Source organism: Streptomyces sp. NPDC005533 (genome assembly GCF_042871845.1).
Classification (GTDB): Bacteria; Actinomycetota; Actinomycetes; order Streptomycetales; family Streptomycetaceae; genus Streptomyces.
Genome location: NZ_JBIAJH010000025.1, coordinates 84,420 through 106,299 on the forward strand (window position 1 = coordinate 84,420; position 21,880 = coordinate 106,299).

Genomic DNA, 21,880 nt, shown 5'->3' on the forward strand with positions numbered 1-21,880 from the left:
CCGAGTCCCGCAGACATTCTTTGACGTAGGAAGAGAGCACGAAGACAGCCATGGCTGAGGCTCAGAACATTCCGGCGGGTTCGACCACCGCCGGCGCGATCGCGGTGGCCGCCGAGTCCACCGTCGCCACCCGGATGAGTGCCCCCCCGTCCTTCGACGTGGCGGACTTCCCCGTGCCGCACGGCCGCGAGGAGGAGTGGCGCTTCACCCCGCTGGCCCGCCTGCGTGGTCTCCACGACGGCACCGCGGTCGCCGACGGCGCCATCAAGGCCCAGATCGACGCGCCCGAGGGCGTCACGATCGAGTCGGTGGACCGCGACGACGCGCGCATCGGCAAGGCCGGCACCCCGGTGGACCGGATCGCCGCCCAGGCGTTCTCGTCCTTCGCCAAGGCCACGGTCGTCACCGTGCCCAAGGAGGCCGTCCTGACCGAGCCGGTGCGCCTCTCGCTGCACGGCGAGGGCGGCACCACCTTCGGACACACCGTCTTCGACGTGCAGGCCTTCGCCGAGGCCGTCATCGTCATCGACCACACCGGTGACGCCGTGCGCGCCGCCAACGTCGACTTCCTGGTCGGCGACGGCGCCAAGCTCACCGTCGTCTCCGTGCAGGACTGGGACGACACCGCCGTCCACTGCTCGCAGCACAACACGCTGGTCGGCCGCGACGCGTCCTTCAAGTCGGTCGTGGTCACCTTCGGCGGCGACGTCGTCCGCATCCACCCGCGCATCAGCTACGCCGGCCCCGGCGGCGAGGCCGAGCTCTTCGGCCTGTACTTCACGGACGCCGGCCAGCACCAGGAGCACCGCCTCCTGGTGAACCACGACGCGCCGCACTGCAAGTCGAACGTGGTCTACAAGGGCGCGCTCCAGGGCCAGGACGCCCACGCGGTGTGGATCGGTGACGTGCTCATCGAGAAGTCCGCCGAGGGCACCGACACCTACGAGATGAACCGCAACCTCGTCCTCACGGACGGCGCGCGCGTCGACTCGGTGCCGAACCTGGAGATCGAGACCGGCGAGATCGTCGGCGCCGGCCACGCCTCGGCGACCGGCCGCTTCGACGACGAGCAGCTCTTCTACCTCCAGGCCCGCGGCATCCCGGCCGACGAGGCCCGCCGCCTGGTCGTCCGCGGCTTCTTCGCCGAGCTCGTCCAGCAGATCGGTGTCCCGGACATCGAGGAGCGCCTGCTCGCCAAGATCGAGACCGAGCTCCAGGGTTCCGTCTGATGAATTACGTCAAGGCCTGCGCGCTGAGCGAGCTGGAGGAGAACACCCCGAAGAGGGTGGAACTCGACGGCACGCCGGTGTCCATCGTCTCCACCGAGGGGGAGGTGTTCGCGATCAACGACATCTGCTCGCACGCGAACGTCTCGCTCTCGGAGGGCGAGGTCGAGGACTGCATGATCGAGTGCTGGCTGCACGGGTCGGCCTTCGACCTGCGCACCGGCAAGCCCTCCGGTCTGCCCGCGACGCGCCCCGTACCCGTATACCCCGTAAAGATCGAAGGGGACGACGTGCTCGTCTCCCTCACCCAGGAGTCCTGAGGTATCCATGGCAACGCTTGAAATCCACGACCTGCACGTCTCCGTCGAGGCCGAGAACGGCGCCCGCGAGATCCTCAAGGGCGTCGACCTCACCGTCAAGCAGGGTGAGACGCACGCCATCATGGGTCCGAACGGCTCCGGCAAGTCCACCCTGGCGTACTCCCTCGCCGGTCACCCGAAGTACACCATCACCGGTGGCACCGTGACCCTCGACGGCGAGGACGTCCTGGAGATGTCCGTCGACGAGCGTGCCCGCGCCGGCGTCTTCCTCGCCATGCAGTACCCGGTCGAGGTCCCCGGCGTCTCGGTCTCCAACTTCCTCCGCACCTCGGCCACCGCCATCCGCGGCGAGGCGCCGAAGCTGCGCACCTGGGTGAAGGAGGTCAAGGCCGCCATGGAGCAGCTCCACATGGACCCGGCCTTCGCCGACCGCAACGTCAACGAGGGCTTCTCCGGCGGTGAGAAGAAGCGCCACGAGATCCTGCAGCTGGAGCTCCTGAAGCCGAAGATCGCGATCCTCGACGAGACCGACTCCGGCCTCGACGTCGACGCCCTGCGCATCGTCTCGGAGGGCGTCAACCGCGTCCGCGAGAGCGGTGAGGTCGGCACCCTGCTGATCACCCACTACACGCGCATCCTGCGCTACATCAAGCCCGACTTCGTGCACGTGTTCGCGAACGGCCGCATCGCCGAGTCCGGTGGCGCCGAGCTCGCCGACCAGCTGGAGGCCGAGGGTTACGACAAGTACGTGAAGGGTGGCGCGACCGCGTGACACAGCTGCCTGGCCTCCTCGACACCGAGGCGATCCGCAAGGACTTCCCCCTGCTGGATCGTGTGGTCCACGACGGGAAGAAGATCGTTTACCTGGACAACGCGGCGACTTCGCAGAAGCCGCGCCAGGTGCTCGACGCGCTGAGCGAGTACTACGAGCAGCACAACGCCAACGTCCACCGTGGCGTGCACGTGCTGGCCGAGGAGGCCACGGCGCTGTACGAGGGCGCTCGCGACAAGGTCGCCGCCTTCATCAACGCGCCGAGCCGCGACGAGGTGATCTTCACCAAGAACGCCTCGGAGTCGCTCAACCTGGTCGCGAACATGCTCGGCTGGGCGGACGAGCCCTACCGGGTCGACCGCGAGACCGAGATCGCCATCACGGAGATGGAGCACCACTCCAACATCGTCCCGTGGCAGCTGCTCTCGCAGCGCACCGGCGCGAAGCTGAAGTGGTTCGGCCTCACCGACGACGGCCGGCTCGACCTGTCCAACATCGAAGAGGTCATCACGGAGAAGACGAAGATCGTCTCCTTCACGCTGGTCTCCAACATCATGGGCACGGTCAACCCGGTCGAGGCGATCGTCCGGCGCGCCCAGGACGTCGGCGCCCTGGTGCTGATCGACGCCTCCCAGGCCGCCCCGCACATGCCGCTGGACGTACAGGCGCTCGGCGCCGACTTCGTGGCCTTCACCGGCCACAAGATGTGCGGCCCGACCGGTATCGGCGTCCTCTGGGGCCGCCAGGAGCTCCTGGAGGACCTGCCCCCGTTCCTCGGTGGCGGCGAGATGATCGAGACCGTGTCGATGCACGCCTCGACCTACGCCCCGGCGCCCCACAAGTTCGAGGCCGGTACGCCCCCGATCGCCCAGGCCGTCGGCCTCGGTGCGGCCGTGGACTACCTGTCCGCGATCGGCATGGACAAGATCGCCGCGCACGAGCACGCGATCACCGAGTACGCGATCAAGCGCCTCGCCGAGGTGCCGGACCTGCGGATCATCGGCCCCACCACGGCCGAGGACCGCGGCGCCGCGATCTCCTTCGTGCTCGGCGACATCCACCCGCACGACGTCGGCCAGGTCCTGGACGAGCAGGGCATCGCGGTCCGCGTGGGACACCACTGCGCGCGCCCCGTCTGCCTGCGCTACGGAATTCCGGCGACGACGCGAGCGTCTTTCTATCTGTACTCCTCTCCGGCCGAGGTCGACGCGCTGGTCGACGGGCTGGAGCACGTACGGAACTTCTTCGGGTGACGACGAGTCGACGACGATGAGGCTGACGAGGACGCTGTGAAGCTGGATTCCATGTACCAGGAGCTGATCCTGGACCACTACAAGCACCCGCACGGGCGTGGCCTGCGCGAGGGCGACGCCGAGGTGCACCACGTCAACCCGACGTGCGGCGACGAGATCACGCTGCGCGTGAAGTACGACGGCGAGACGCTCACCGACGTCTCGTACGAGGGTCAGGGCTGCTCCATCAGCCAGGCCAGCGCGTCCGTACTCAACGAGCTGCTGGTCGGCAAGGACCTGGCCGAGGCGCAGAAGATCCAGGCCGTGTTCCTGGAGATGATGCAGTCCAAGGGCAAGATCGAGCCGGACGAGGCCATGGAGGACGTGCTGGAGGACGCGGTCGCGTTCGTCGGGGTCTCCAAGTACCCGGCGCGCGTGAAGTGTGCTCTGCTGAGTTGGATGGCGTGGAAGGACGCGACCGCCCAGGCTCTGGGCGACGCGGAGAGGAAGACGGCATGACCGAGAACGCGACGCCCGAGGCGTCGATCAAGCCGGCCACCGAGGAGGAGGTCCGCGAGGCCCTCTACGACGTGGTCGACCCCGAGCTGGGCATCGACGTCGTCAATCTGGGCCTGATCTACGGCATCCACATCGACGACGCCAACATCGCCACCCTCGACATGACGCTGACCTCGGCGGCCTGCCCGCTGACGGACGTCATCGAGGACCAGGCGAAGTCCGCGACGGACGGCATCGTGAGCGAACTCCGGATCAACTGGGTCTGGATGCCGCCGTGGGGCCCGGACAAGATCACGGACGACGGCCGCGAGCAGCTCCGCGCACTCGGCTTCAACGTCTGAGCCACGGCTTGCCCGTGCGAGGGCCCCCGGCACACCCGTGCCAGGGGCCCTCGTTGCTTTTCCGCTGTTGTCTTCTTGATCCGGAACGCTGTTCTCCGGGTGGACGGATGGCGTGCACCCGCAGTTGTCCACCGTCGCCGAACCTTCTCGACGGCCGTCACGACGTGGCGCCGCATACGAGAGGACCCTCCGTGACCGTTCGTTTCGCCGCCGGGACAGCCGGCGCCGCCGCCCTGCTGATCGTCGGGCTGACCGCGCCCGCACAGGCCGTGACGTACGGGACGCCGACGATCGCCCTGTCCGCGTCCTACCTCTCCGGGGCCGTCGGGGCCGTCGGGGACCCGGTCGTGTACGTCACCGTTGGCCAGAGCGGGGCCGACGCCTCCGCCCTGACGGTCAGCGCCTCGGCGTCGAGCAAGGCCTCGGTGGCCGCGACCGGCGACGTCACCGTGACCGGCGCCGGGGCGGTGCGGCAGCTGGCCGTCGCCGCGCGCGGCCGCGGCTACACCAACCTCACCGTCAAGGTCACCGGACTGGGCGGCAAGACCGCCACCAAGACCCTCTCCTACGCCGCCTCGGCCGCCGTGCAGAACCCGGCCGACGCGCGCTACTTCGCCGGGGCCTCGGACTCCTCCGCCGCCGTGGACGTGGGCGGCGGGTACGCGGTGGTGGCGGACGACGAGTCCAACGTGCTGCGCCTGTACGACCGCTCCCGCTCGGGCGCGCCCGTGAAGACCTGGGACTTCAGCTCCCAGCTCGGGGTCAGCAAGGAGGTGGACATCGAGGGGGCGACCCGGATCGGCGACACCGTCTACTGGACGGGCTCGCTCGGCAACAACAAGGACGGCGAGTACAAGGCGCCCCGGAACACGGTCTTCACCACTACGGTGAGCGGCGCCGGCACGGGCACGGAGCTGGCGTACGGCCGCTCGTACAAGAAGCTCCGCGAGGACCTGGTCGCCTGGGACACGGCGAACGGCGACCGCTACGGTTTCGCGGCGGGCACCGCGGCCGGTGAGGCGCCCAAGCAGATCGACGGCTTCAACGTGGAGGGGCTGGAGTTCGCGCCCGGCTCCACGACCACCGCCTACCTGGGCTTCCGGGCCCCGCTGGCACCGGCCGTGCCGGGCGGCAAGGCGCTGATCGTGCCCGTCACCAACTTCGACAAGGTCCTGGCGAGCGGGGCCAAGGCCGTCTTCGGGGCGGGCATCGAGCTGGACCTCGGCGGGCTGGCGGTCCGGGACATCCGCAAGAACGCGGCCGGGCAGTACCTGATCCTGGCCGGCTCCTGGGCCGCGGACGACAACTCCGACCCGTACGCGCTCTACCAGTGGGACGGCGTTCCCGGGCACGCCCCGGTCAAGCGGGCCGACCTGCCGACCACCGACCCCGGCGGCTGGGAGGCGATCGTGGACGTCCCGGACCTGACGGTCGCGGGCGCCCGGGTGCAGCTGGTCACCGACAGCGGGTCCGCGGACCTCTACGGCGACGGCATCGAGGCCAAGGACCTGACGCACCCCGAGTGGAAGAAGGCGCGGGCGGCCTGGTTCACGCTGAACCCGTGATCAGGGGCTCCGCCGTGAACGAGCCGGACAGGTGCTCACGGCGGAGCCGCCGGTCGGCGTAGAGCAGGCCGGCGGTCAGCTGGGGGAAGGCCGGCAGCAGGGCCGCCGCGAGCAGCACGCCGAATGCGCCGAACCCGTACTGGAGGGCGTACGCGGCACCCAGCGCCGGCGCCGCCGCGACGACGGTGACGCACAGGGTCCGCCACCAGGCGCCGCGCACCAGGCGGGCCGAGCGGCGCAGGGCCGCCACCGGGCCGAGCCCCTCGTACCCGGCGGCCGTGGGCGCGAGGGCGAAGAGCACGGCGAGCCACAGGGCGACCGGGGCCAGCGGGAGCAGCGCGAGCGCCGGCAGCCCGGCGGCGAAGGCGGCGGCCCCCGGCCCGGCCGCGGCGAGCAGGGCAAGCAGCCCGGCGCCGAGCACCGCGGGCGTCCGGGGCAGGGCGGCCCGCAGGAGCTCGCGCGCGGCGACGCGGCGCCCGAGCACGGCCGGCCGGAGCAGGGCCGCGGCCAGGGCGCCGGACAGGGCCCAGCCGAACAGCAGGAACAGGGCGAAGGCCGGAACGAGGGCGTAGACGAACGCCCGGCTGCCGGCGGTACGGGTCAGGGAGGCGAGGGTGGCCGCCCCCGCGACCACGGCGACCAGCAGCAGCCCGCCGAGCTGGCCCAGGAGCAGGGCGCCGAGCAGCCGGCCGCCGTGCCGGCGCAGGGTGGCGAGGGCGCCGCCGAGGATCTCCGCCGGTGCCAGCGGGCGCAGCGGTATCACGCCCGCCCGGGGAGAGCGCGGGGGCAGCCAGCCGCCGCCCTGGTGGGTCCAATGCTGCGCCATGCGCGGGCCGCCCCTTCTCCCGAGGAGGGCGACAGGGTAGCGCCGCGGACCGCAGGAGTCCCGGGTCGTGCGGCGGGTCGCTTGTGTGTACAGGCGTACGCATCGATGTGTACCCTCGTACACATGCCCTACGTACTGCTTGCCGCGGCCATCGCCGCCGAGGTCGCCGGAACCACCGCCATGAAGTACAGCGACGGTTTCACCAGGCTGTGGCCCTCGCTGGGCACCCTGCTGGGGTACGTCATCGCCTTCACCCTGCTCGCGCAGACGCTCAGGTCCATGTCGGTCGGCACGGCCTACGCCATATGGGCGGGCGTCGGCACCGCCGCCATCGCCGCCATCGGCATGGTGTTCCTGGGGGAGGCGGCCACCGCCGCGAAGATCGCCGGAATCGTCCTGGTGATCGGCGGGGTGGTCCTGCTGAACCTCGGCGGGGCGCACTGATGTCCCCCGGCGTGCGGCGCTACGACCCGGACCGGCGGCAGCGGATCATCGACGCGGCGATCCGGGTGGTGGGGGCCAAGGGCATCGCGGGCCTGAGCCACCGCAGCGCCGCCGCGGAGGCCGACGTACCGCTCGGATCGACGACGTACCACTTCAAGACCCTGGACGACCTGCTGGTCGCGGCGCTGCGCCAGTCCAACGAGGGCTTCGCGCGGGCGGTGGCGGACTCGGCGGCGCTGGCCGACCCGGAAGCGGACCTCGCCCGGACGCTGGCCCGCCTGCTGGGGGAGCTCCTCGCGGCGGACCGGAGCCGGGTCGAGCTGGAGTACGAGCTCTACCTCGCGGCCCTGCGCCGCCCGGCGCTGCGGCCGGTGGCATCGCAGTGGTGCGAGTCCGTGACCGCGGCGCTCGCCGCGCGGACGGACCCGGTGACGGCGCGGGCCCTGGTGGCCGTCATGGACGGCATCGGCCTCCAGGTCCTGCTGACGGACGCCCCGTACGACGAGCCGTACGCCCGCGAGGTCCTGGGCCGGGTGCTCCGCGGCGCCCAGGCCGCCTCGAACGCCCTCGGCCGGCCCCTTCTCGGCTAACCCGCGGAGCGGACCGTCGCCAGCGCCGTGGCCACGCTCGCCTCGATGTCCCGGATCGGGTAGATCACCTCGCGGACCGTGCGGTCGCGGTCCACGACCAGGGTGAGCCGCTTGAGCCGGGTCACGCCCGCCGCGCGGAACGTCGGCAGCCGCAGGGCCGCGGTCAGCGCCAGGTCCGCGTCCGAGAGGAGCGGGAACCGCAGCCGCTCGTGCTCGGCGAACTCCCGCTGCTCGTCCGGGCGCTGGGACGAGACCCCGTGCACGGTGGCGCCGGCCGCGGTGAACTCCGCGAGCTGGTCGCGGTACGTGCACGACTCGAACGTGCAGCCCTTGGCGCCGGGGATGCCCGCCCAGCCGGGCGGATAGGCCTCGGCGCGCGCGTACGCGCCCGGGAAGCAGTACAGGACCGTGAACGGCGTGTCCGCCACCGGGTCGCTCAGCCCGCCGAAACGGTCCGGCAGCAGCAGCCTCGGCACCCGCGTGCCGCGCAGCGCGTGCACCCGTTCCGCCTCCCGCGAGGCCTCGTCGGTCGTGGCCGTCATCTCTCCCTCTCCCAGGACCCAGGTGTCTCCCCAGTCCTGGAGGGCCACCAGGACCGGCAGCAGCCCCCGCCCGCGCGGGGTCAGCCGGTACTCGTACCGCACCGGTCGCTCCTGGTACGGCTCGCGCGTCAGCACCCCGGCCTCGACGAGCATCTTCAGCCGCTCCGTCAGCACCTTGCGGGACATCCCCAGTTCGCGCTGGAGCTCGTCGAAGCGGTGCAGGCCGCGCGCGGTGTCGCGCACGATCAGCAGCGTCCACCAGTCGCCCACCACGTCGAGGGCCTGGGCGATGGCGCAGTCCGCGTCGCCGAGGTGTGTGCGCTGGGCCATGGGAACTCCTTTGTCCGTTGACCCGAGGTTGTCATGCTGACATAGTCAGTTCCCAAAGGGAACTTACTAGGGAATGTGGGGGGCACGGGTGTGCTGCAGGGGTTCAAGGACGTACCGCGGGTCGTGTGGCTGCTGGCTGCGGGGATCTTCGTCAACACCGTCGTCAGCTTCGGCTACGTCTTCGTCTTCCTCTACCTGACGGGACCGCGCGGCCTCGGCGCGGCCCAGGCCGGCCTGCTCTCCGGCATCGGCGGCATCGGCCTCGTCGCGGGCAACTTCACCGGCGGCTGGTACGGCGACCGCTTCGGTCACCGGCGGGTGCTGCTCACCGCCTCCGCGCTCGGCGGAGCCGCCCTCGTCGTGCTGCCGGCGGTCCCCACCGGTCTGCTGGCCCTCGTGCTGCCGGTCGCGCACTACGCCTCGGGGGTGGTCCGCGCCGCCCATTCCGCGCTGGTCGCCGTCACCGTGCCGGAAGGCTCCCGGCGCCAGGCCTTCGCCGTCACCCGCTGCCTGTCCAACGGCGGCTTCGCGGTGGGCGCACCGCTCGGGGCCCTCATCGCGACCGGACTCTCGTACGACTGGCTCTTCGTCCTGGACGGCCTCGGCACCCTCTTCTTCGCCCTCTGGACCGCCCGGGTCGTCCCGGCCAGGGCGCCCACGGCCCCGTCCACGGCCCCGTCCACGGCCCCTTCCGCGGCCCCGGACGGGGGTCTGGGCCGCGGGGGGCTGTGGCGGGAGCTGCGTGCGCGCCCCGCCGTACCGGTCCTGCTCGGTGCGATCGTCGCCATCGACGTCGTCTACCGGCAGCACCTGACGACCTTCCCCGTCTACCTCGCCGACCACGGCCTGGACACCCGCGCGTACGGCTGGCTCATCGCGATCAACTGCGGCGTCATCCTGCTCCTGGAGATCCCCGCCACCCTGGCCCTGCGCCGGCGCCCCCCGCTGCACATCATCGGCACCGGGCTGGTGCTCGTGGGCGGCGGTTACGCGGTGCTCGTGCTCGGTGCGGGCGCCGCGACCGCCGCTGCCATGATGCTGCTGCTCACCCTCGGCGAACTCCTCTACAAGACCACCGCGACCGCCTACATCGCGGACGAGGCGCCCGCGCACGCCATCGGGCGGTTCCAGAGCCTGTACGCGGGCGTCTCCATCAGCGGTGTCGTCCTCGCCGCCCCCCTCGGCGGGGCCCTGTACGAGGTGGCGCCCGACCTGCTGTGGCCGCTGTGCGCGGCCCTCGGCACGGCCGCCGGGGCAACGGTGCTGGCCATGGCCGTGCGGGGGGTGCGGCGGCGCGCCCGCCCGGCACATGAGACCGGTTCGCGACCGACGGCCGTCGCCGGTTAGGTTTCGGATATGACTGCTACGCGTACCACCGGCGCCGTCGCCGCCGGACTTGCCACCCTCACCGCCGACGGCACCGTCCTCGACACCTGGTTCCCCGCTCCCGAGCTGGTCGCCGAGCCCGGTCCGGCCGGCACCGAGCGCCTCACCGCCGAGCAGGCCGTGGAGCTCCTCGGCGCCGCCGCGGCGAAGGCGATCCGCACGGACGCGGTCCGCGGCGTCGAGGTCGTAGCCGTCCGCACGGTGATCGCCTCCCTGGACGACAAGCCGCTGGACGCGCACGACGCGTACCTGCGCCTGCACCTGCTCAGCCACCGCCTGGTCAAGCCGCACGGCCAGAACCTCGACGGCCTCTTCGGCCTGCTGGCCAACGTCGCCTGGACCTCGCTGGGCCCGGTCGCGATCGACCAGGTCGAGACCGTCCGCCTCAACGCGCGCGCCGAGGGACTGCACCTCCAGGTCACCTCGATCGACAAGTTCCCGCGCATGACCGACTACGTCGCCCCCAAGGGCGTGCGCATCGCCGACGCGGACCGCGTCCGTCTCGGCGCGCACCTCGCCGAGGGCACCACCGTCATGCACGAGGGCTTCGTCAACTTCAACGCCGGCACCCTCGGCACCTCCATGGTCGAGGGCCGCATCTCCGCGGGCGTCGTGGTCGGCGACGGCTCCGACATCGGCGGCGGCGCCTCCACCATGGGCACCCTCTCGGGCGGCGGCAAGCAGATCATCTCGATCGGCGAGCGCACCCTGATCGGCGCCGAGGCCGGCGTCGGCATCGCCCTGGGCGACGAGTGCGTCGTCGAGGCCGGCCTGTACGTGACCGCGGGCACCCGCGTCACCCTGCCGGACGGCCAGATCGTCAAGGCCCTGGAGCTCTCCGGCGCCAGCAACATCCTCTTCCGCCGCAACTCGGTCACCGGCGCCGTCGAGGCCCGCCCGTACAAGGCGGCCTGGGGCGGCCTGAACGAGGTCCTGCACAGCCACAACTGACGTACCACCGCACCCACCTGCGACTGAGCGCCCTTCCGTGGACCGGGAGGGCGCTCGGCGTACGTGCGGACGAGTCCGGTGGGTCAGTGCAGGGGGATCGTGCGGATCAGGCCGGCGAAGGCCTGCTGCTCCGCCTCGGTCAGTTCCACCGACTCCATCGGGTGCCCGGCCGAGCCGCGCTGGGCCGGGATCATCGGCAGGCCCGCGGGGGCGGCCGGCTCCGGCCGGTGGGAGCGGCTGTCCCGCAGCATGTGACCGAGGCCGGCGACCCAGACGATCGCGGCCACGAGCAGGACGGCGAGGCCGATTTCCTGGGCGAGGGAGATGGAGGGGAACACGCGGATCCTCCAGGGAGGGGGCGGTACAAGCCGGGGCAAGATCGGGCGTGGAGATACTCAACACCACAACCGGTGGATTCGGTAGGGATGTGTCGAGCGTCACGTCAGGGCCGGAAGTCCCCACCTTGCCCGGGAAAGTCCCGTTACGGTTCCAGCTGCAGCTTGAAGCCCTCGTGGCTGCGTGCGAAGCCCAGCCGCTCGTAGAAGCGGTGGGCCGCGGTGCGCCGCTTGCTGCTCGTCAGCTGGACCAGGCCGCAGCCGCGCTCGCGGGCCCGCTCGACGGCCAGCCGCATCAGCTCCGCGCCGAGTCCCGCGCCCCGCCGGTCCGCACGGACCCGTACGGCCTCCACCACGGCCCGCTCCCGCCCGTTCTGGCCCAGGCCCGGTATGTACGTCAGCTGGAGGCAGCCGAGGACGACCTCCGCCCCGGCGGCGCCGTCGGTGAGGACCAGCATCTCGTTGCGGGGGTCCGCCCCGATGGCGGCGAAGGCCCGCTCGTGCGCCTCGCCGACCACGACCGAGGCCGGATCGAGGACCTGGTCCTCGTCGGCGAGCAGGGCGAGTACGGCGGGCAGGTCCCGGCGCGCGGCAGTGCGGAAGTCCATGGCCGGATTGTGGCAGGGGGCCCGGCCGGGACGGCGGCCGGACCCCCCGCGGTCCCGTGGTTACGGCTTGAAGCGCAGCACCTGCGGGTCGTGGTCGCTGTTCTGCGCCGCGAACTCCGCGTTGATGTGCACGCTGTCGTACGTGAACTTCTTGATCGCCGGGCTGGTCAGGATCTGGTCCAGCACCTGCGCGTTGCCCTGGTAGACGTACGAGTAGCGCTCCGCCTTCGGCAGCGACTTGATCGCCGGGTACAGCGCCCCGCCGTCCGCGAGCGCGTCCGTCGTCGCCGAGAACTCGAAGTCGTTGATGTCACCGAGGGCCAGGACGTTCGCGTTCTTGTCCGCCGCCAGGATCTCCTTGACGAAGCCGTTCACGGCCTGCGCCTGCAGCAGCCGCTTGGCCTCCGAGGAACGGACCGGCGGCTGGTGGTGCGAGGTCAGGCCCTCGTCGCCGCCCTTGGAGCCGAAGTGGTTGGCGATCACGAAGACGGTCTTGCCGCGGAAGACGAACTCGCCCGCGAGGGGCTTGCGGCTGTCCGCCCACGCCGGGTTCGCGGGGTCGACGCGGCCGGGGGAGTGGGTCAGGGCGGCCTTGCCGTTCTCCTTGACCACGCCGGTCGCCGTCACCGCGTCGCCGGGGGCGCGCTCGGTGAAGGAGACCCGCGCCGGGTTGAAGAGGAAGACCTGGCGGATGTTGCCGCCGGGCTCGCCGCCGTCCTTCTTGTCCTGCGGGTTGACGGACCGCCACTGGTAGGCCGGGCCGCCCGCCGCCGCGATGGCCGCGGTGAACTTCGTCAGCGTCTGCTCGGCGGAGACGGTGCCGTCGTTCTTGGCGCCGTTGTCGTCCTGGATCTCCTCCAGGGCGAGGACGTCGGGGGAGGCGAGGTTCTCGACGACCGCCTTCGCCAGCGCGTCGAACTTCTCCTGCGGGTCGGTCGGGTCGAGGTTCTCCACGTTGTACGTGGCCACCGCGAGCTCCTGCTCGGCCTGCGGCTTGGTCTTCTCGGGGGCGAGGGTGCCCGCCGTGACCGTGCCGAGGGTGCGGGCCACCAGCGTGTATCCGCCGAACTGGTTGAAGTCCAGCGGGCCCTCGGTGGTGCCGGTCAGCTTGTCACCGACGTTGGCCACCGGGAAGGGCTGCTGCGCGAGGGGCGCGAGCTGCTGGATCTGGAGGCGGCCGGTGTTCTGGGACTCGTAGGAGCCGTAGATCGTGCCACCGCGCTTGGCGGTGTTCTCCCAGCCCTTCACCGTGACCCACAGCTCCGCGTACGGGTCGGTGGCGCCGACCACGCGGGAGGTGCCGATCCTGACGTTCATGCCCTCCAGGGACTCGTAGAGGTCCAGGGCGTAGCGCGCCGGCTCCAGGGTCAGACCGTTGATGCTGCCGGCGGCGGCCGGGTCGCCCGCCGGGGCGTACTCGGCGGGCACCGAGTACTCGTTGATGACGGTGGCCTCGGGCAGCGCGTTGCCGGAGGAGACGACGGTCACCGTCGGCTTGGAGATCTGGGTGACCGACTGGTTGCCGGAGTTCAGGCCGCCGGGGACGTACTCGCCGACCGTGCCGGAGACCTTGACCGCGTCGCCCACGGCGACGGTCGGGGCGGAGCTGGTGAAGACGAACACGCCCTCGCTGGTGGCGTCGTTGTCGTCGGCGTCCGGGTCCTGGATCCAGAAGCCGCGCGAGCCGTACGTCCGCACGCCCGTCACGATGCCCTCGACGTCGGTGACCTGCTTGCCGTTCAGCGGGGATATCCGGGTGGTGCCCTGAATGTCGTGGATGCGTATCGGATCGGCGGACACGGCGCCTTCGGCCGCGTCGGCGGAGCCCGCGAGCAGGCCGGTGGCCAGTGCGGTGGCGACGAGGGCCGCGACGGCGGCGGAACGGGGATGCGAGGAGCGCATGGGCAGGAACTCCGGTGTGGGAGAGGGAAAGGGGGGCGCGGCAGCGGGTCGCAGCGAGATCTGCGGGAGGCGTACCGCCCTTGATACATCTACGCGCGTCAATTTCCTGTGTGGCCAGCAAAGTTGTCAAGCCCTCCAGGGAATACGACAGCTGACTGTGGGATGAACCAACGGTGATGGCCCGCCGGATGGTCCCGAAATGCGTCTACGCTGGGGCGCCGAACGACGGCCACCGCTGTCATCTGCGCCACATCTGCCCCGCGCCGCCTTGCCTGTCATGTCGGCCATGTCGTCGATGTCCGCGCGCACATGACGGACCAACCGGCCGTTCCGACCCGCCCGCCCGGCTGCGCGCCCGGCCCCACGGCGTCCGCGAGGAGAACAGCACCATGTCCGCAGAGTCGCACCCCACGCTGCCGCCGGTACGGCTGCACTCCGACGCGGAGCTGGCGCGCGACGCCCTCGTCGCCCCGCTGTTCGCACGCGCCGTGCGCCTCGCCCGCTGGGCCGGGCCCGGAACCCGCGTCGACGTCGGCGGCGAACTCGTCGCGGAGCAGCTGCCCGAGGCCGTCGCGGTGCTCGGCCTCGACCCCGCCGACGAGGACTCCACCGGGCACGCGGGGCAGGCCTGGCGGGTGGCCGTGGACACCGGCCTGGTCGACGTGACGGAGCCGGAGGAGGACGCCGGACAGGGCGACCGGGAAGGAGCCGGCCAGGACGGCGAGGAGCACTTCGGCACGGCCGCCCCCGGCGAGGACCTGGCGCTGGTGACCAGCGGCGCCCCCGGCGACGTGCTCGACCTCTGGCTGGCGGCCCTGGACACGGTGCTCGCCGACGCGGCGGTGCCCGACCTGGACGGCCTCGTCGACGCGCTGGACGCGGGCGGCGAGATCGACTTCGACCAGCTCGACTGGAACCCGGGCCGCGAGGCGGACTTCCTCGACGGGGTCCTCGCCAACCTCTACCTGCTCACCGTCACCGAGGGCGGGGCGGCGGACCGGCCGGTTCCGCTGCCCGTGCTCGCCGCGTCGATGGTCGCGCCCGACGGCATGGGCGAGCCCACCAAGGCCGTGCTGGAGCAGGTCTCGGACGCGATGATGCGCCTCGACGACCAGTTCAGGCAGCTGGAGCCGATCGGACTGGTCGAGTTCCGGCCCGTGGACGAGGAGCTGATGGCGGAGGCCGACGGCCCGCTGGAGCCGGAGACCGCGAGCGCCGCGGACGACGAGGACGTCTCCCGCTACGGCCTGGTCCGCCTCACCCCGCTCGGCCTGTACGGGATCCGGGCCCGGATGCTGGAGGCCGGGGTCGAGGCACCCGCCGTCGGCGAGCTGGCCGACAAGGGCGCCGACGCCCTGCTCGACGCGGTCGCCCGCTACCCCGAGGACGCCGCCCAGGCCGAGATCGAACAGTGGCTCGCCGGCCGTGAACTGCCCGCCGCGGTCGCCGAACTGCTGACCGCCGCGCGCGGGGACGACGAGGGCGGCCCGCTGCGCCGGCTCCGGTGCCAGCAGGCCCTGGCGCCGGCCGGGCTCGAGGCCGAGCCGGCGGTCCGGGCGGTGCTGGACGACGCGGAGCTGGGCGGGCTCGCCCGCGTCTGGCTGGCGGAGCGCGGGGTGGTCGACGTACCGGCGCCCGACCCGGAGATGGTGTTCTGGCTGACGGTCGACACGATCGCGGCGCAGCTGGACGCCGACGGGGAGACGGAGGAGCTGCCGCTCCTGATGCAGACCCTGACCGCTCATCACGCGGGCTTCTTCGAGCAGGTGTGGCGGGTGGAGCACCCGGCGACGGCGTACGTCCTGGAGGCGATGGGCCGGCTGCACCCGGACAAGCGGGCGGCGAAGGAGGCCCGCAAGGCCGCCTTCAAGGCGCGCTCGCGCCGGCCCTGAACCGGGCGGCCTGCGGGGCGGCCGGTGGGGGTCCGTCGGGACGGCCGGTGGGACGCTGGTCGGGTGGCCGGTGGTGCGGCTGGTGGGGTGGCGACATCGCGCCGTTCCTGGGGCCGGAGTTGGCCATTCCGTCCACCGGCAAGGGGACTGATCCTCTTCGTGGGTAGTTCAGCCGCCGTTCACGTGCGGGCGAGAGCGTGTGCGCCGACGACCGCACGACAGGCGCACCACCTCCCCACCCCAGGAGACCCGATGCCGCTCAGCCGTAGAGACTTCACCGCCCGTACCGTCATCGCCGGCGCGGGCGTGGCCCTCACCGGGACCGTCGGCGCACTCGCCACCGCCCCGGGAGCGCTGGCGGCCGACGACAGCACCCACCGCGACGACCACGGGCGGCCCTGCGAGCCCGGTTACGGCCCGCTCGTCCCCGACCCCGCCGGCATCCTCGCCCTCCCCGCCGGGTTCACGTACCGCGTGATCACGCACAGCGGGGTCACCACGCTGGAGTCGGGCGAGAGCACCCCCTCCAACCACGACGGGACCGCCGCCTTCGAGGGCCACCGGGGGGTCACCCTCCTCGTCAACAACCACGAGCTCAAGGGCCCCCGTTCGAACTGGACCCACCCCGTCCCGCTCACCGAGGGCCTGGTCTACGACCCGGCCGCGGCCGGCGGCTGCACGGTCGTCGAGGTCCGGCGCGGCGGCGAGGTCGCCGAATGGGTGGGCATCGCCGGTACGTCCACCAACTGCGCGGGCGGCTCCACCCCCTGGAACACCTGGCTGACCTGCGAGGAGAACTCGGACCTCGCCGGCAAGAACGGCATGACCAAGGACCACGGCTACGTCTTCGAGGTCGACCCGCACGATCGCGGCGCCAACCGCGACCCCCGCCCGATCAAGGCGTTCGGGCGGTACGACCACGAGGCCGTGGTCATCGATCCGCGTCAGGGCCACGCCTACCTGACCGAGGACGCCTCCGGCCCCAACGGGCTGCTCTACCGCTGGACCCCGCCCCGCGGCTTCCACCACGGGCGCGGCAGGCTCCGTACGCTCGCGGCCGACGCCGGCGTCCTCCAGGCCGCCAAGTGCATCGACAGCTCCGGCCGGTTCGTCGACGACTTCTCGCGCGCGACGAGGATCGGCACCGTCTACGGGGTCGACTGGGTGGACGTCCCGGACCGCGACGCGCGCACCGTGCCGGTGCGCAAGCAGTTCGCGGACGGGGTGGTGACGCGCGGGCGCAAGCTGGAGGGCATGTGGTGGGCCGACGGGGGCGCGTACTTCGTGTCGTCCTACGCCCGCGCGGAGAGCCCGGGCGCGGCGCACGACGGCCAGGTGTGGTTCTACGACCCGAAGCGGCGCACGGTCCGCCTGACCGTCCTGATCGGCGTGAACGCGGATCCGGCGGTGGACGGCGGCTACGACGGACCGGACAACATCACCGTGTCCCCGTACGGCGGCCTGGTCATCGCGGAGGACGGCTCGGGGCTGCAGCATCTCTTCGGCGCGACCGAGTCGGGCCGCACCTACCCGCTGGCGCGCAACGAGCTGAACGAGGGGTCGGCGGAGAAGCCGGAGTACTCCGAGTTCACCGGGGTCTGCTTCTCCCCGGACGGGCGCACGCTGTTCGCCAACATCCAGAGCCCGGGCATCATGCTGGCCATCACCGGGCCGTGGCGGCGCGGCCACTGACGCGGACGGCGTGCGGCGTGCCCGTGCGGACGGGCACGCGCGTGCGGGCGTGTGAACGGGCCCGTGCGTGCGGACGGCCGCCCGCGCTCACGGGCCTGCGGGAACCTCCGCACGCGAGGCCTCGGCCCACTCGGAGAGCAGGAACGCATACGCCTCCGAGGGCCACTCGCCGTCCACCCGGGTTTCGACGAGGTGCCGTATCGCCTCGTTCGCCTCGGCGGCGGACGGGCGGGCGGGACCCGCGGGTGTGAGTGTCTCGTGCATGGTTTCAAGGCTACGGGCGGACACTGACAGCCACTTACGGATTACGCGTGGCATCCATCACCCGGGATGCGCCGCTGTGGCTGCCGGTGCCCGCCCACCTGCTCAGAGTGCCTGTGCGGCGGGCTTGACCATGCCGCGCACTGTGCGCGACTTCACAAAGTCGCCCATGGCCGTCATCTCCCACTCGCCGCTGAACTGCTTGATCAGCTTGGCCATCATCACACCGGTCTGCGGCTCGGCGGAGGTCAGGTCGAAGCGCACCAGCTCCTCGCCGCTCGCCGCGTCGATCAGGCGGCAGTAGGCCTTCGCCACCTCGGTGAACTTCTGGCCGGAGAAGGAGTTGACCGTGAAGACCAGGCCCGTGGCCTCGGCGGGGAGCCGGCCGAGGTCCACGACGATCACCTCGTCGTCGCCCGCGCCCTCACCGGTGAGGTTGTCACCCGAGTGCTTGACGGAGCCGCCGAGGATGGACAGCTTGCCGAAGTAGCAGCTGTCGATGTGGTTGCGCTGGGGGCCGTACGCGATGACGGAGGCGTCGAGGTCGATGTCCCGGCCGCCGAAGGCGGGCTCCCAGCCCAGACCCATCTTGACCTGGGAGAGCAGCGGGCGGCCGCCCTTGACCAGGGAGACGGTCTGGTTCTTCTGGAGGCTGACCCGGCCCTTGTCGAGGTTGATCTTCCCCGTGCCGGCCGCGGCGGCCGGCGGGGCGGCCGGGGCCGCCGCCGGGACCGGGGCGGCCGGGGTGGGCGCCGTCGGGGTCGTGGCACCGCCGAGCCAGGGGGAGGGCGGGTACGAGACCGGCGGGGCGGGCGGGGCGGGGGGTGTGGGGGCGGGGGCGACGGGCGGGGCGACGGCGGCCGCGGGAGCCGGCTCCTCGTCCACGGAGACGCCGAAGTCGGTGGCGATGCCGGCGAGGCCGTTCGCGTACCCCTGGCCGACCGCGCGCACCTTCCACACGCCGCCGCGCCGGTAGATCTCGACGACGACGAGCGCGGTCTCGGAACCCAGCTGCGGCGGGGTGAAGGACGCGATCACCGCGCCGCCGTCGGCGTTCCGCACGGTGGCCGTGGGCTCGATGCCCTGGAAGGTCTGCCCGGCGGCGTCCGGGCTGGCCGTGACCACGATCCGCTCGATGCCCGGCGGCACCGCGCCGGTGTCCACGGTGATCGAGTCCGGCGCCGCACCCCCGCCGGACCGGTAGCCGACACCGGGCCCGGAGGGCTGGTTGAAGAAGATGAAGTCGGCGTCGGAGCGCACCTTGCCGTCGGCCGTCAGGAGCAGGGCCGATACGTCGAGCCGCACCGGCGCGGCCACGTCCACCGTCACACGGACGGCATTGAGCGGCAGATTGGAACCAGGGGTCATAGCGGTCATGCCCGGTGAACGACCGGAGGGCCTTTGCCGTTCCCTTACCCTCGCGCGAGATTTCGGCGCCGTTCGCGAGGGCGGTTCCCGGGGTGCCCAGGGTCGTTCCGGGCCGTGAGCTCGGTGCCGGACCCGTACGGGCCGGTCCCCCCGGCCGGGGGGACCGGCCCGGCTCAGCCGCCCGTGACCCGGCGCGGCAGCCCCAGCGGGTTCGCCTCCCGCAGCTCCGGCGGAAGGAGCGCGTCCGGCACCGACTGGTACGCCACCGGCCGGAGCCAGCGTTCGATCGCGGTCCCGCCCACCGAGGTGGAGTGCGAGGTCGCCGCCGGGTAGGGGCCGCCGTGGTGCTGGGCCGGGGCCACCGCCACCCCGGTCGGCCACCCGTTGACCACGATCCGCCCCGCCAGCCCGGTGACCTGCCCGATCAGCTCGGTGGCCGGCCCCGGCGCGCCCTCCGTCTCGGCGGCCGACAGCTGGAGCGTGGCGCTCAGGTTCCCCGGGAGCCGGCCGAGGACCGCGCCCGCCTCGTCCTGGTCGGCGTACCGCACGACGACGGTGACCGGGCCGAAGCACTCCTCCAGGAGGAGGTCGTGCGCCCCGCCCCGGAGCAGGTCCGCGGCGGTCACGGTCAGGTAGCCCGCGCCGACGGTGTGCTCCCCGCCCGAGCCCGGGGTGACGGGCGCGTCGACGCCGAGCAGTCCGGCCCGCTCGCGCACCCCGGAGATGAAGTTCTCGCGCATCCGGTGGTCGAGCAGCACCCCCGGTTCGGTCTCGCCGAGCGCCTTGGTGAGCGCGTTCGCGAGGCGGTCGCCCGCCGTCCCCTCGGGGACCAGCACCAGCCCGGGCTTCACGCAGAACTGACCGAGGCCGAGGGTCACCGAGCCGGCGAGCCCGGTGCCGATTTCCTCGGCGCGCTCGACGGCCGCGGCCGGGGTGACCACGACGGGGTTCAGGGAGCCCAGTTCGCCGTGGAAGGGGATCGGCACGGGCCGGGCGGCGGCCGCGTCGAACAGCGCCCGCCCGCCCCGGATGGAACCGGTGAATCCGGCGGCGGTCACCAGCGGATGGCGGATCAGCTCCAGGCCGGAGTCGAACCCGTGCACCACGGTCACCACTTCGGCCGGAAGCCCGGTGGCGACCGCGGCCCGGCGCAGCAGCGAGGCGCACAGCTCGGAGGTGGCCGGGTGGTCGGGGTGCGCCTTGACGACCACCGGACAGCCGGCGGCCAGCGCGCTCGCGGTGTCCCCGCCGGGGACGGAGAAGGCGAGCGGGAAGTTGGAGGCGGCGTAGACCGCGACCACGCCGAGCGGCACCTTGTAGCGGCGCAGTTCGGGGCGGGGCGGGCTGAGCGAGGGGTCGGCGCGGTCGATCCGGACATCGAGGTAGGCGCCCTCGTCCACGGCGTCGGCGAAGGCGCGCAGCTGGCCGGTGGTGCGGGCCAGTTCGCCGGTGAGCCGGCCCGGGCCGAGCGCGGTCTCGGCGTCGGCGGCCTCGATGACGTGGGCGGCGGCCTCGTCGAGGAGGGTGGCGGCGGCGCGCAGGAAAGCGGCGCGGACGGTGGCGTCGGCGAGCGGGCCACGGGCCGCGTGGGCCGCCCGTACGGCTTCGTCCACCTCTTGGGGCGTGGCCTCCACCGCAACCTGCTCGCGCTGCTTCCCGGTGCGGGGGTCCACACTCCAGACTGGTGTCGTTGTCATGGCCCACTGCCTCCTGGATCGTTCAGTATTCTGAACGCGGTTCCGGTGGATGAATGATCACATCTGCTGCGGACTCTATTTCCGCGTCCTCCGCGTGACAAGAGGCGACCAGAGGGGAAGCAGGCGTATGACGACGACCGAGTCGGGGATCCCGGTTGCGGCGGCGCCGGTCAAATCGGCGGTGCGGACCGTCCTGTTGCTGGAGCACTTCGCGGCCCGGCCCGGGCTGCACAGCCTGGCCGACATCCAGCACGACCTCTCCCTGCCGAAGTCCAGTCTGTACATGCTGTTGCGCACGCTCGTGAACCTGGGGTGGGTGGAGACGGACGCGACGGGCACGCGGTACGGCATCGGCGTACGGGCCCTGCTGGTGGGCAGTTCGTACATCGACGGCGACGAGGTGGTCGCGGCGGCCCGGCCCACCCTGGACCGGCTCTCCGACGACACGACGGAGACCATCCACCTCGCGCGGATGGACGGGACGAGCGTGGTGTACCTCGCCACCCGACAGTCCCAGCACTACCTGAGGCCCTTCACCCGGGTCGGGCGGCGGCTGCCCGTGCACTCGACGGCGCTCGGCAAGGCGCTGCTGGCCACGCACACGGACGACGAGGTGCGCGCCCTGCTGCCGAAGCGGCTGGAGTCCGTCACCGAGCACACCATCACCGACCGCGAACAGCTCGTGGAGGAGTTGGCGCTGGTGCGGGAGCAGGGGTACGCGCTGGACCGGGAGGAGAACACCCTGGGGCTGCGCTGCTTCGGGGTGGCCGTCCCGTACCGCACGCCGGCGCGTGACGCGGTGAGCTGCTCGGTGCCCGTGGCCCGGCTGACGGCGGCGCACGAACAGGTCATCAAGGCGGCGCTGTTCGAGGCACGGGACCGGCTGTCGGTGGTGACGCGCCGGATGTGAGGCGGGGCGCGGGGGCGCGGTGCCTGGGGCGGCGGTGGCGGCTGTGGCGGGGGCTGTGCGGGCTCTGGGGGCGCCGCCCGCGCCGTGAGGGGGGCGGCGGAGGGTGCGGTTCCTCCCCCGGGTGGGGGAGGCGGATCCCCATGGAGGGGGAGGTGGAGGGGGCGGTCGGCG

The 21,880-nt window shown here is 72.4% G+C and carries 22 protein-coding genes; 14 read left to right on the forward strand and 8 right to left on the reverse strand.

The features are described from left to right. The first annotated feature begins 50 nt into the window (after positions 1-50). From sufD to ACFYP3_RS24400, 7 genes are all read left to right on the forward strand, one after another. Positions 51-1,229: a Fe-S cluster assembly protein SufD gene (sufD, locus tag ACFYP3_RS24370; protein WP_388836201.1), complete on the forward strand. Its 1,179-nt coding sequence runs from the start codon at positions 51-53 to the stop codon at positions 1,227-1,229. Further along, positions 1,229-1,546 (forward strand): bifunctional 3-phenylpropionate/cinnamic acid dioxygenase ferredoxin subunit, encoded by a 318-nt coding sequence (locus ACFYP3_RS24375; protein WP_030009135.1) that lies wholly within the window; start codon positions 1,229-1,231, stop codon positions 1,544-1,546. Before sufD ends, ACFYP3_RS24375 begins: the two co-directional genes overlap by 1 nt. A gap of 7 nt (positions 1,547-1,553) precedes the next feature. After that, positions 1,554-2,318, forward strand: coding sequence for a Fe-S cluster assembly ATPase SufC (sufC, locus tag ACFYP3_RS24380; protein ID WP_030707000.1), 765 nt, complete (start codon positions 1,554-1,556; stop codon positions 2,316-2,318). Then, positions 2,315-3,571 carry a cysteine desulfurase gene (locus tag ACFYP3_RS24385; RefSeq protein WP_388836205.1) on the forward strand — a complete coding sequence of 419 codons (1,257 nt, stop codon included), beginning with the start codon at positions 2,315-2,317 and terminating at the stop codon, positions 3,569-3,571. Before sufC ends, ACFYP3_RS24385 begins: the two co-directional genes overlap by 4 nt. 36 nt (positions 3,572-3,607) lie before the next feature. Next, positions 3,608-4,069, forward strand: a complete 462-nt coding sequence (sufU, locus tag ACFYP3_RS24390; RefSeq protein WP_388836208.1) for a Fe-S cluster assembly sulfur transfer protein SufU — start codon at positions 3,608-3,610, stop codon at positions 4,067-4,069. Next, positions 4,066-4,410, forward strand: coding sequence for a metal-sulfur cluster assembly factor (locus ACFYP3_RS24395; RefSeq protein ID WP_030009139.1), 345 nt, complete (start codon positions 4,066-4,068; stop codon positions 4,408-4,410). The genes sufU and ACFYP3_RS24395 overlap by 4 nt, the downstream gene beginning before the upstream one ends. Positions 4,411-4,643: 233 nt before the next feature. Further along, a complete protein-coding gene (locus tag ACFYP3_RS24400; protein ID WP_388836318.1) occupies positions 4,644-5,975 on the forward strand; it encodes a hypothetical protein in 1,332 nt (443 codons plus the stop codon). On the opposite strand, the gene ACFYP3_RS24405 is transcribed toward ACFYP3_RS24400, so the two are convergent. Continuing rightward, positions 5,959-6,801 carry a hypothetical protein gene (locus ACFYP3_RS24405; RefSeq protein WP_388836211.1) on the reverse strand — a complete coding sequence of 281 codons (843 nt, stop codon included), beginning with the start codon at positions 6,799-6,801 and terminating at the stop codon, positions 5,959-5,961. The genes ACFYP3_RS24400 and ACFYP3_RS24405 overlap by 17 nt on opposite strands. 123 nt (positions 6,802-6,924) lie before the next feature. On the opposite strand from ACFYP3_RS24405, the gene ACFYP3_RS24410 reads away from it, so the two are divergent. Both ACFYP3_RS24410 and ACFYP3_RS24415 read left to right on the forward strand, forming a co-directional pair. After that, a complete protein-coding gene (locus ACFYP3_RS24410) occupies positions 6,925-7,245 on the forward strand; it encodes a DMT family transporter (protein WP_388836214.1) in 321 nt (106 codons plus the stop codon). Further along, positions 7,245-7,835: a TetR/AcrR family transcriptional regulator gene (locus tag ACFYP3_RS24415; protein WP_388836216.1), complete on the forward strand. Its 591-nt coding sequence runs from the start codon at positions 7,245-7,247 to the stop codon at positions 7,833-7,835. Before ACFYP3_RS24410 ends, ACFYP3_RS24415 begins: the two co-directional genes overlap by 1 nt. Here the strand turns inward: ACFYP3_RS24415 and ACFYP3_RS24420 are convergent. Beyond that, on the reverse strand, positions 7,832-8,707 hold the full coding sequence (locus ACFYP3_RS24420; protein ID WP_388836218.1) for a winged helix-turn-helix transcriptional regulator: 876 nt from the start codon (positions 8,705-8,707) through the stop codon (positions 7,832-7,834). The two genes, ACFYP3_RS24415 and ACFYP3_RS24420, sit on opposite strands and share 4 nt — an antisense overlap. Before the next feature lie 75 nt (positions 8,708-8,782). On the opposite strand from ACFYP3_RS24420, the gene ACFYP3_RS24425 reads away from it, so the two are divergent. Together ACFYP3_RS24425 and dapD are read left to right on the forward strand one after the other, a co-directional pair. Beyond that, the gene (locus ACFYP3_RS24425; protein ID WP_388836221.1) at positions 8,783-10,054 is read left to right on the forward strand and encodes an MFS transporter; all 1,272 of its coding nucleotides are present in this window, start codon (positions 8,783-8,785) and stop codon (positions 10,052-10,054) included. Between the two features lie 9 nt (positions 10,055-10,063). Next, entirely contained in the window at positions 10,064-11,044 is a 981-nt protein-coding gene (gene dapD / locus ACFYP3_RS24430; RefSeq protein ID WP_388836224.1) for a 2,3,4,5-tetrahydropyridine-2,6-dicarboxylate N-succinyltransferase, read from the forward strand. A gap of 83 nt (positions 11,045-11,127) precedes the next feature. Here the strand turns inward: dapD and ACFYP3_RS24435 are convergent, their stop codons facing one another. The 3 genes from ACFYP3_RS24435 to ACFYP3_RS24445 all read right to left on the reverse strand — a co-directional run bounded on the left by ACFYP3_RS24435 (position 11,128) and on the right by ACFYP3_RS24445 (position 13,889). After that, entirely contained in the window at positions 11,128-11,382 is a 255-nt protein-coding gene (locus ACFYP3_RS24435) for a hypothetical protein (RefSeq protein ID WP_388836227.1), read from the reverse strand. 143 nt (positions 11,383-11,525) lie between these two features. Next, entirely contained in the window at positions 11,526-11,987 is a 462-nt protein-coding gene (locus ACFYP3_RS24440) for a GNAT family N-acetyltransferase (protein ID WP_388836230.1), read from the reverse strand. Between the two features lie 60 nt (positions 11,988-12,047). Next, positions 12,048-13,889 (reverse strand): endonuclease/exonuclease/phosphatase family protein, encoded by a 1,842-nt coding sequence (locus ACFYP3_RS24445; RefSeq protein ID WP_388836233.1) that lies wholly within the window; start codon positions 13,887-13,889, stop codon positions 12,048-12,050. Positions 13,890-14,278: 389 nt separating this feature from the next. On the opposite strand from ACFYP3_RS24445, the gene ACFYP3_RS24450 reads away from it, so the two are divergent. Together ACFYP3_RS24450 and ACFYP3_RS24455 are read left to right on the forward strand one after the other, a co-directional pair. After that, entirely contained in the window at positions 14,279-15,781 is a 1,503-nt protein-coding gene (locus ACFYP3_RS24450) for a hypothetical protein (protein WP_388836236.1), read from the forward strand. 252 nt (positions 15,782-16,033) lie between these two features. Beyond that, positions 16,034-17,473: an alkaline phosphatase PhoX gene (locus ACFYP3_RS24455; RefSeq protein ID WP_388836239.1), complete on the forward strand. Its 1,440-nt coding sequence runs from the start codon at positions 16,034-16,036 to the stop codon at positions 17,471-17,473. Between the two features lie 87 nt (positions 17,474-17,560). On the opposite strand, the gene ACFYP3_RS24460 is transcribed toward ACFYP3_RS24455, so the two are convergent. The 3 genes from ACFYP3_RS24460 to ACFYP3_RS24470 form a co-directional block, all read right to left on the reverse strand. Beyond that, positions 17,561-17,737 (reverse strand): hypothetical protein, encoded by a 177-nt coding sequence (locus tag ACFYP3_RS24460; RefSeq protein ID WP_388836242.1) that lies wholly within the window; start codon positions 17,735-17,737, stop codon positions 17,561-17,563. Between the two features lie 102 nt (positions 17,738-17,839). Then, a complete protein-coding gene (locus ACFYP3_RS24465; RefSeq protein WP_388836245.1) occupies positions 17,840-19,102 on the reverse strand; it encodes a TerD family protein in 1,263 nt (420 codons plus the stop codon). A 173-nt stretch (positions 19,103-19,275) separates the two neighbouring features. Continuing rightward, positions 19,276-20,799: an aldehyde dehydrogenase (NADP(+)) gene (locus tag ACFYP3_RS24470; RefSeq protein WP_388836248.1), complete on the reverse strand. Its 1,524-nt coding sequence runs from the start codon at positions 20,797-20,799 to the stop codon at positions 19,276-19,278. A 127-nt stretch (positions 20,800-20,926) separates the two neighbouring features. Here ACFYP3_RS24470 and ACFYP3_RS24475 point away from each other — a divergent pair, with 127 nt between their 5' ends. Further along, entirely contained in the window at positions 20,927-21,709 is a 783-nt protein-coding gene (locus ACFYP3_RS24475; RefSeq protein WP_388836251.1) for an IclR family transcriptional regulator, read from the forward strand. The last annotated feature ends 171 nt before the right edge of the window (positions 21,710-21,880 follow it).

What these genes read in the sequence shown, in the direction of transcription:
- ACFYP3_RS24375 (WP_030009135.1), top strand. Translation starts at nt 1,229, where the DNA reads ATGAATTACGTCAAGGCCTGCGCGCTGAGCGAGCTGGAGGAGAACACC.
- dapD (WP_388836224.1), top strand. Translation starts at nt 10,064, where the DNA reads ATGACTGCTACGCGTACCACCGGCGCCGTCGCCGCCGGACTTGCCACC.
- ACFYP3_RS24465 (WP_388836245.1), bottom strand. Translation starts at nt 19,102, where the DNA reads ATGACCCCTGGTTCCAATCTGCCGCTCAATGCCGTCCGTGTGACGGTG.
- ACFYP3_RS24475 (WP_388836251.1), top strand. Translation starts at nt 20,927, where the DNA reads ATGACGACGACCGAGTCGGGGATCCCGGTTGCGGCGGCGCCGGTCAAA.
- ACFYP3_RS24450 (WP_388836236.1), top strand. Translation starts at nt 14,279, where the DNA reads ATGTCCGCAGAGTCGCACCCCACGCTGCCGCCGGTACGGCTGCACTCC.
- ACFYP3_RS24415 (WP_388836216.1), top strand. Translation starts at nt 7,245, where the DNA reads ATGTCCCCCGGCGTGCGGCGCTACGACCCGGACCGGCGGCAGCGGATC.
- ACFYP3_RS24460 (WP_388836242.1), bottom strand. Translation starts at nt 17,737, where the DNA reads ATGCACGAGACACTCACACCCGCGGGTCCCGCCCGCCCGTCCGCCGCC.
- ACFYP3_RS24470 (WP_388836248.1), bottom strand. Translation starts at nt 20,799, where the DNA reads ATGACAACGACACCAGTCTGGAGTGTGGACCCCCGCACCGGGAAGCAG.
- ACFYP3_RS24455 (WP_388836239.1), top strand. Translation starts at nt 16,034, where the DNA reads ATGCCGCTCAGCCGTAGAGACTTCACCGCCCGTACCGTCATCGCCGGC.
- ACFYP3_RS24420 (WP_388836218.1), bottom strand. Translation starts at nt 8,707, where the DNA reads ATGGCCCAGCGCACACACCTCGGCGACGCGGACTGCGCCATCGCCCAG.
- sufC (WP_030707000.1), top strand. Translation starts at nt 1,554, where the DNA reads ATGGCAACGCTTGAAATCCACGACCTGCACGTCTCCGTCGAGGCCGAG.
- ACFYP3_RS24410 (WP_388836214.1), top strand. Translation starts at nt 6,925, where the DNA reads ATGCCCTACGTACTGCTTGCCGCGGCCATCGCCGCCGAGGTCGCCGGA.
- ACFYP3_RS24440 (WP_388836230.1), bottom strand. Translation starts at nt 11,987, where the DNA reads ATGGACTTCCGCACTGCCGCGCGCCGGGACCTGCCCGCCGTACTCGCC.
- ACFYP3_RS24405 (WP_388836211.1), bottom strand. Translation starts at nt 6,801, where the DNA reads ATGGCGCAGCATTGGACCCACCAGGGCGGCGGCTGGCTGCCCCCGCGC.
- ACFYP3_RS24395 (WP_030009139.1), top strand. Translation starts at nt 4,066, where the DNA reads ATGACCGAGAACGCGACGCCCGAGGCGTCGATCAAGCCGGCCACCGAG.
- ACFYP3_RS24445 (WP_388836233.1), bottom strand. Translation starts at nt 13,889, where the DNA reads ATGCGCTCCTCGCATCCCCGTTCCGCCGCCGTCGCGGCCCTCGTCGCC.
- sufD (WP_388836201.1), top strand. Translation starts at nt 51, where the DNA reads ATGGCTGAGGCTCAGAACATTCCGGCGGGTTCGACCACCGCCGGCGCG.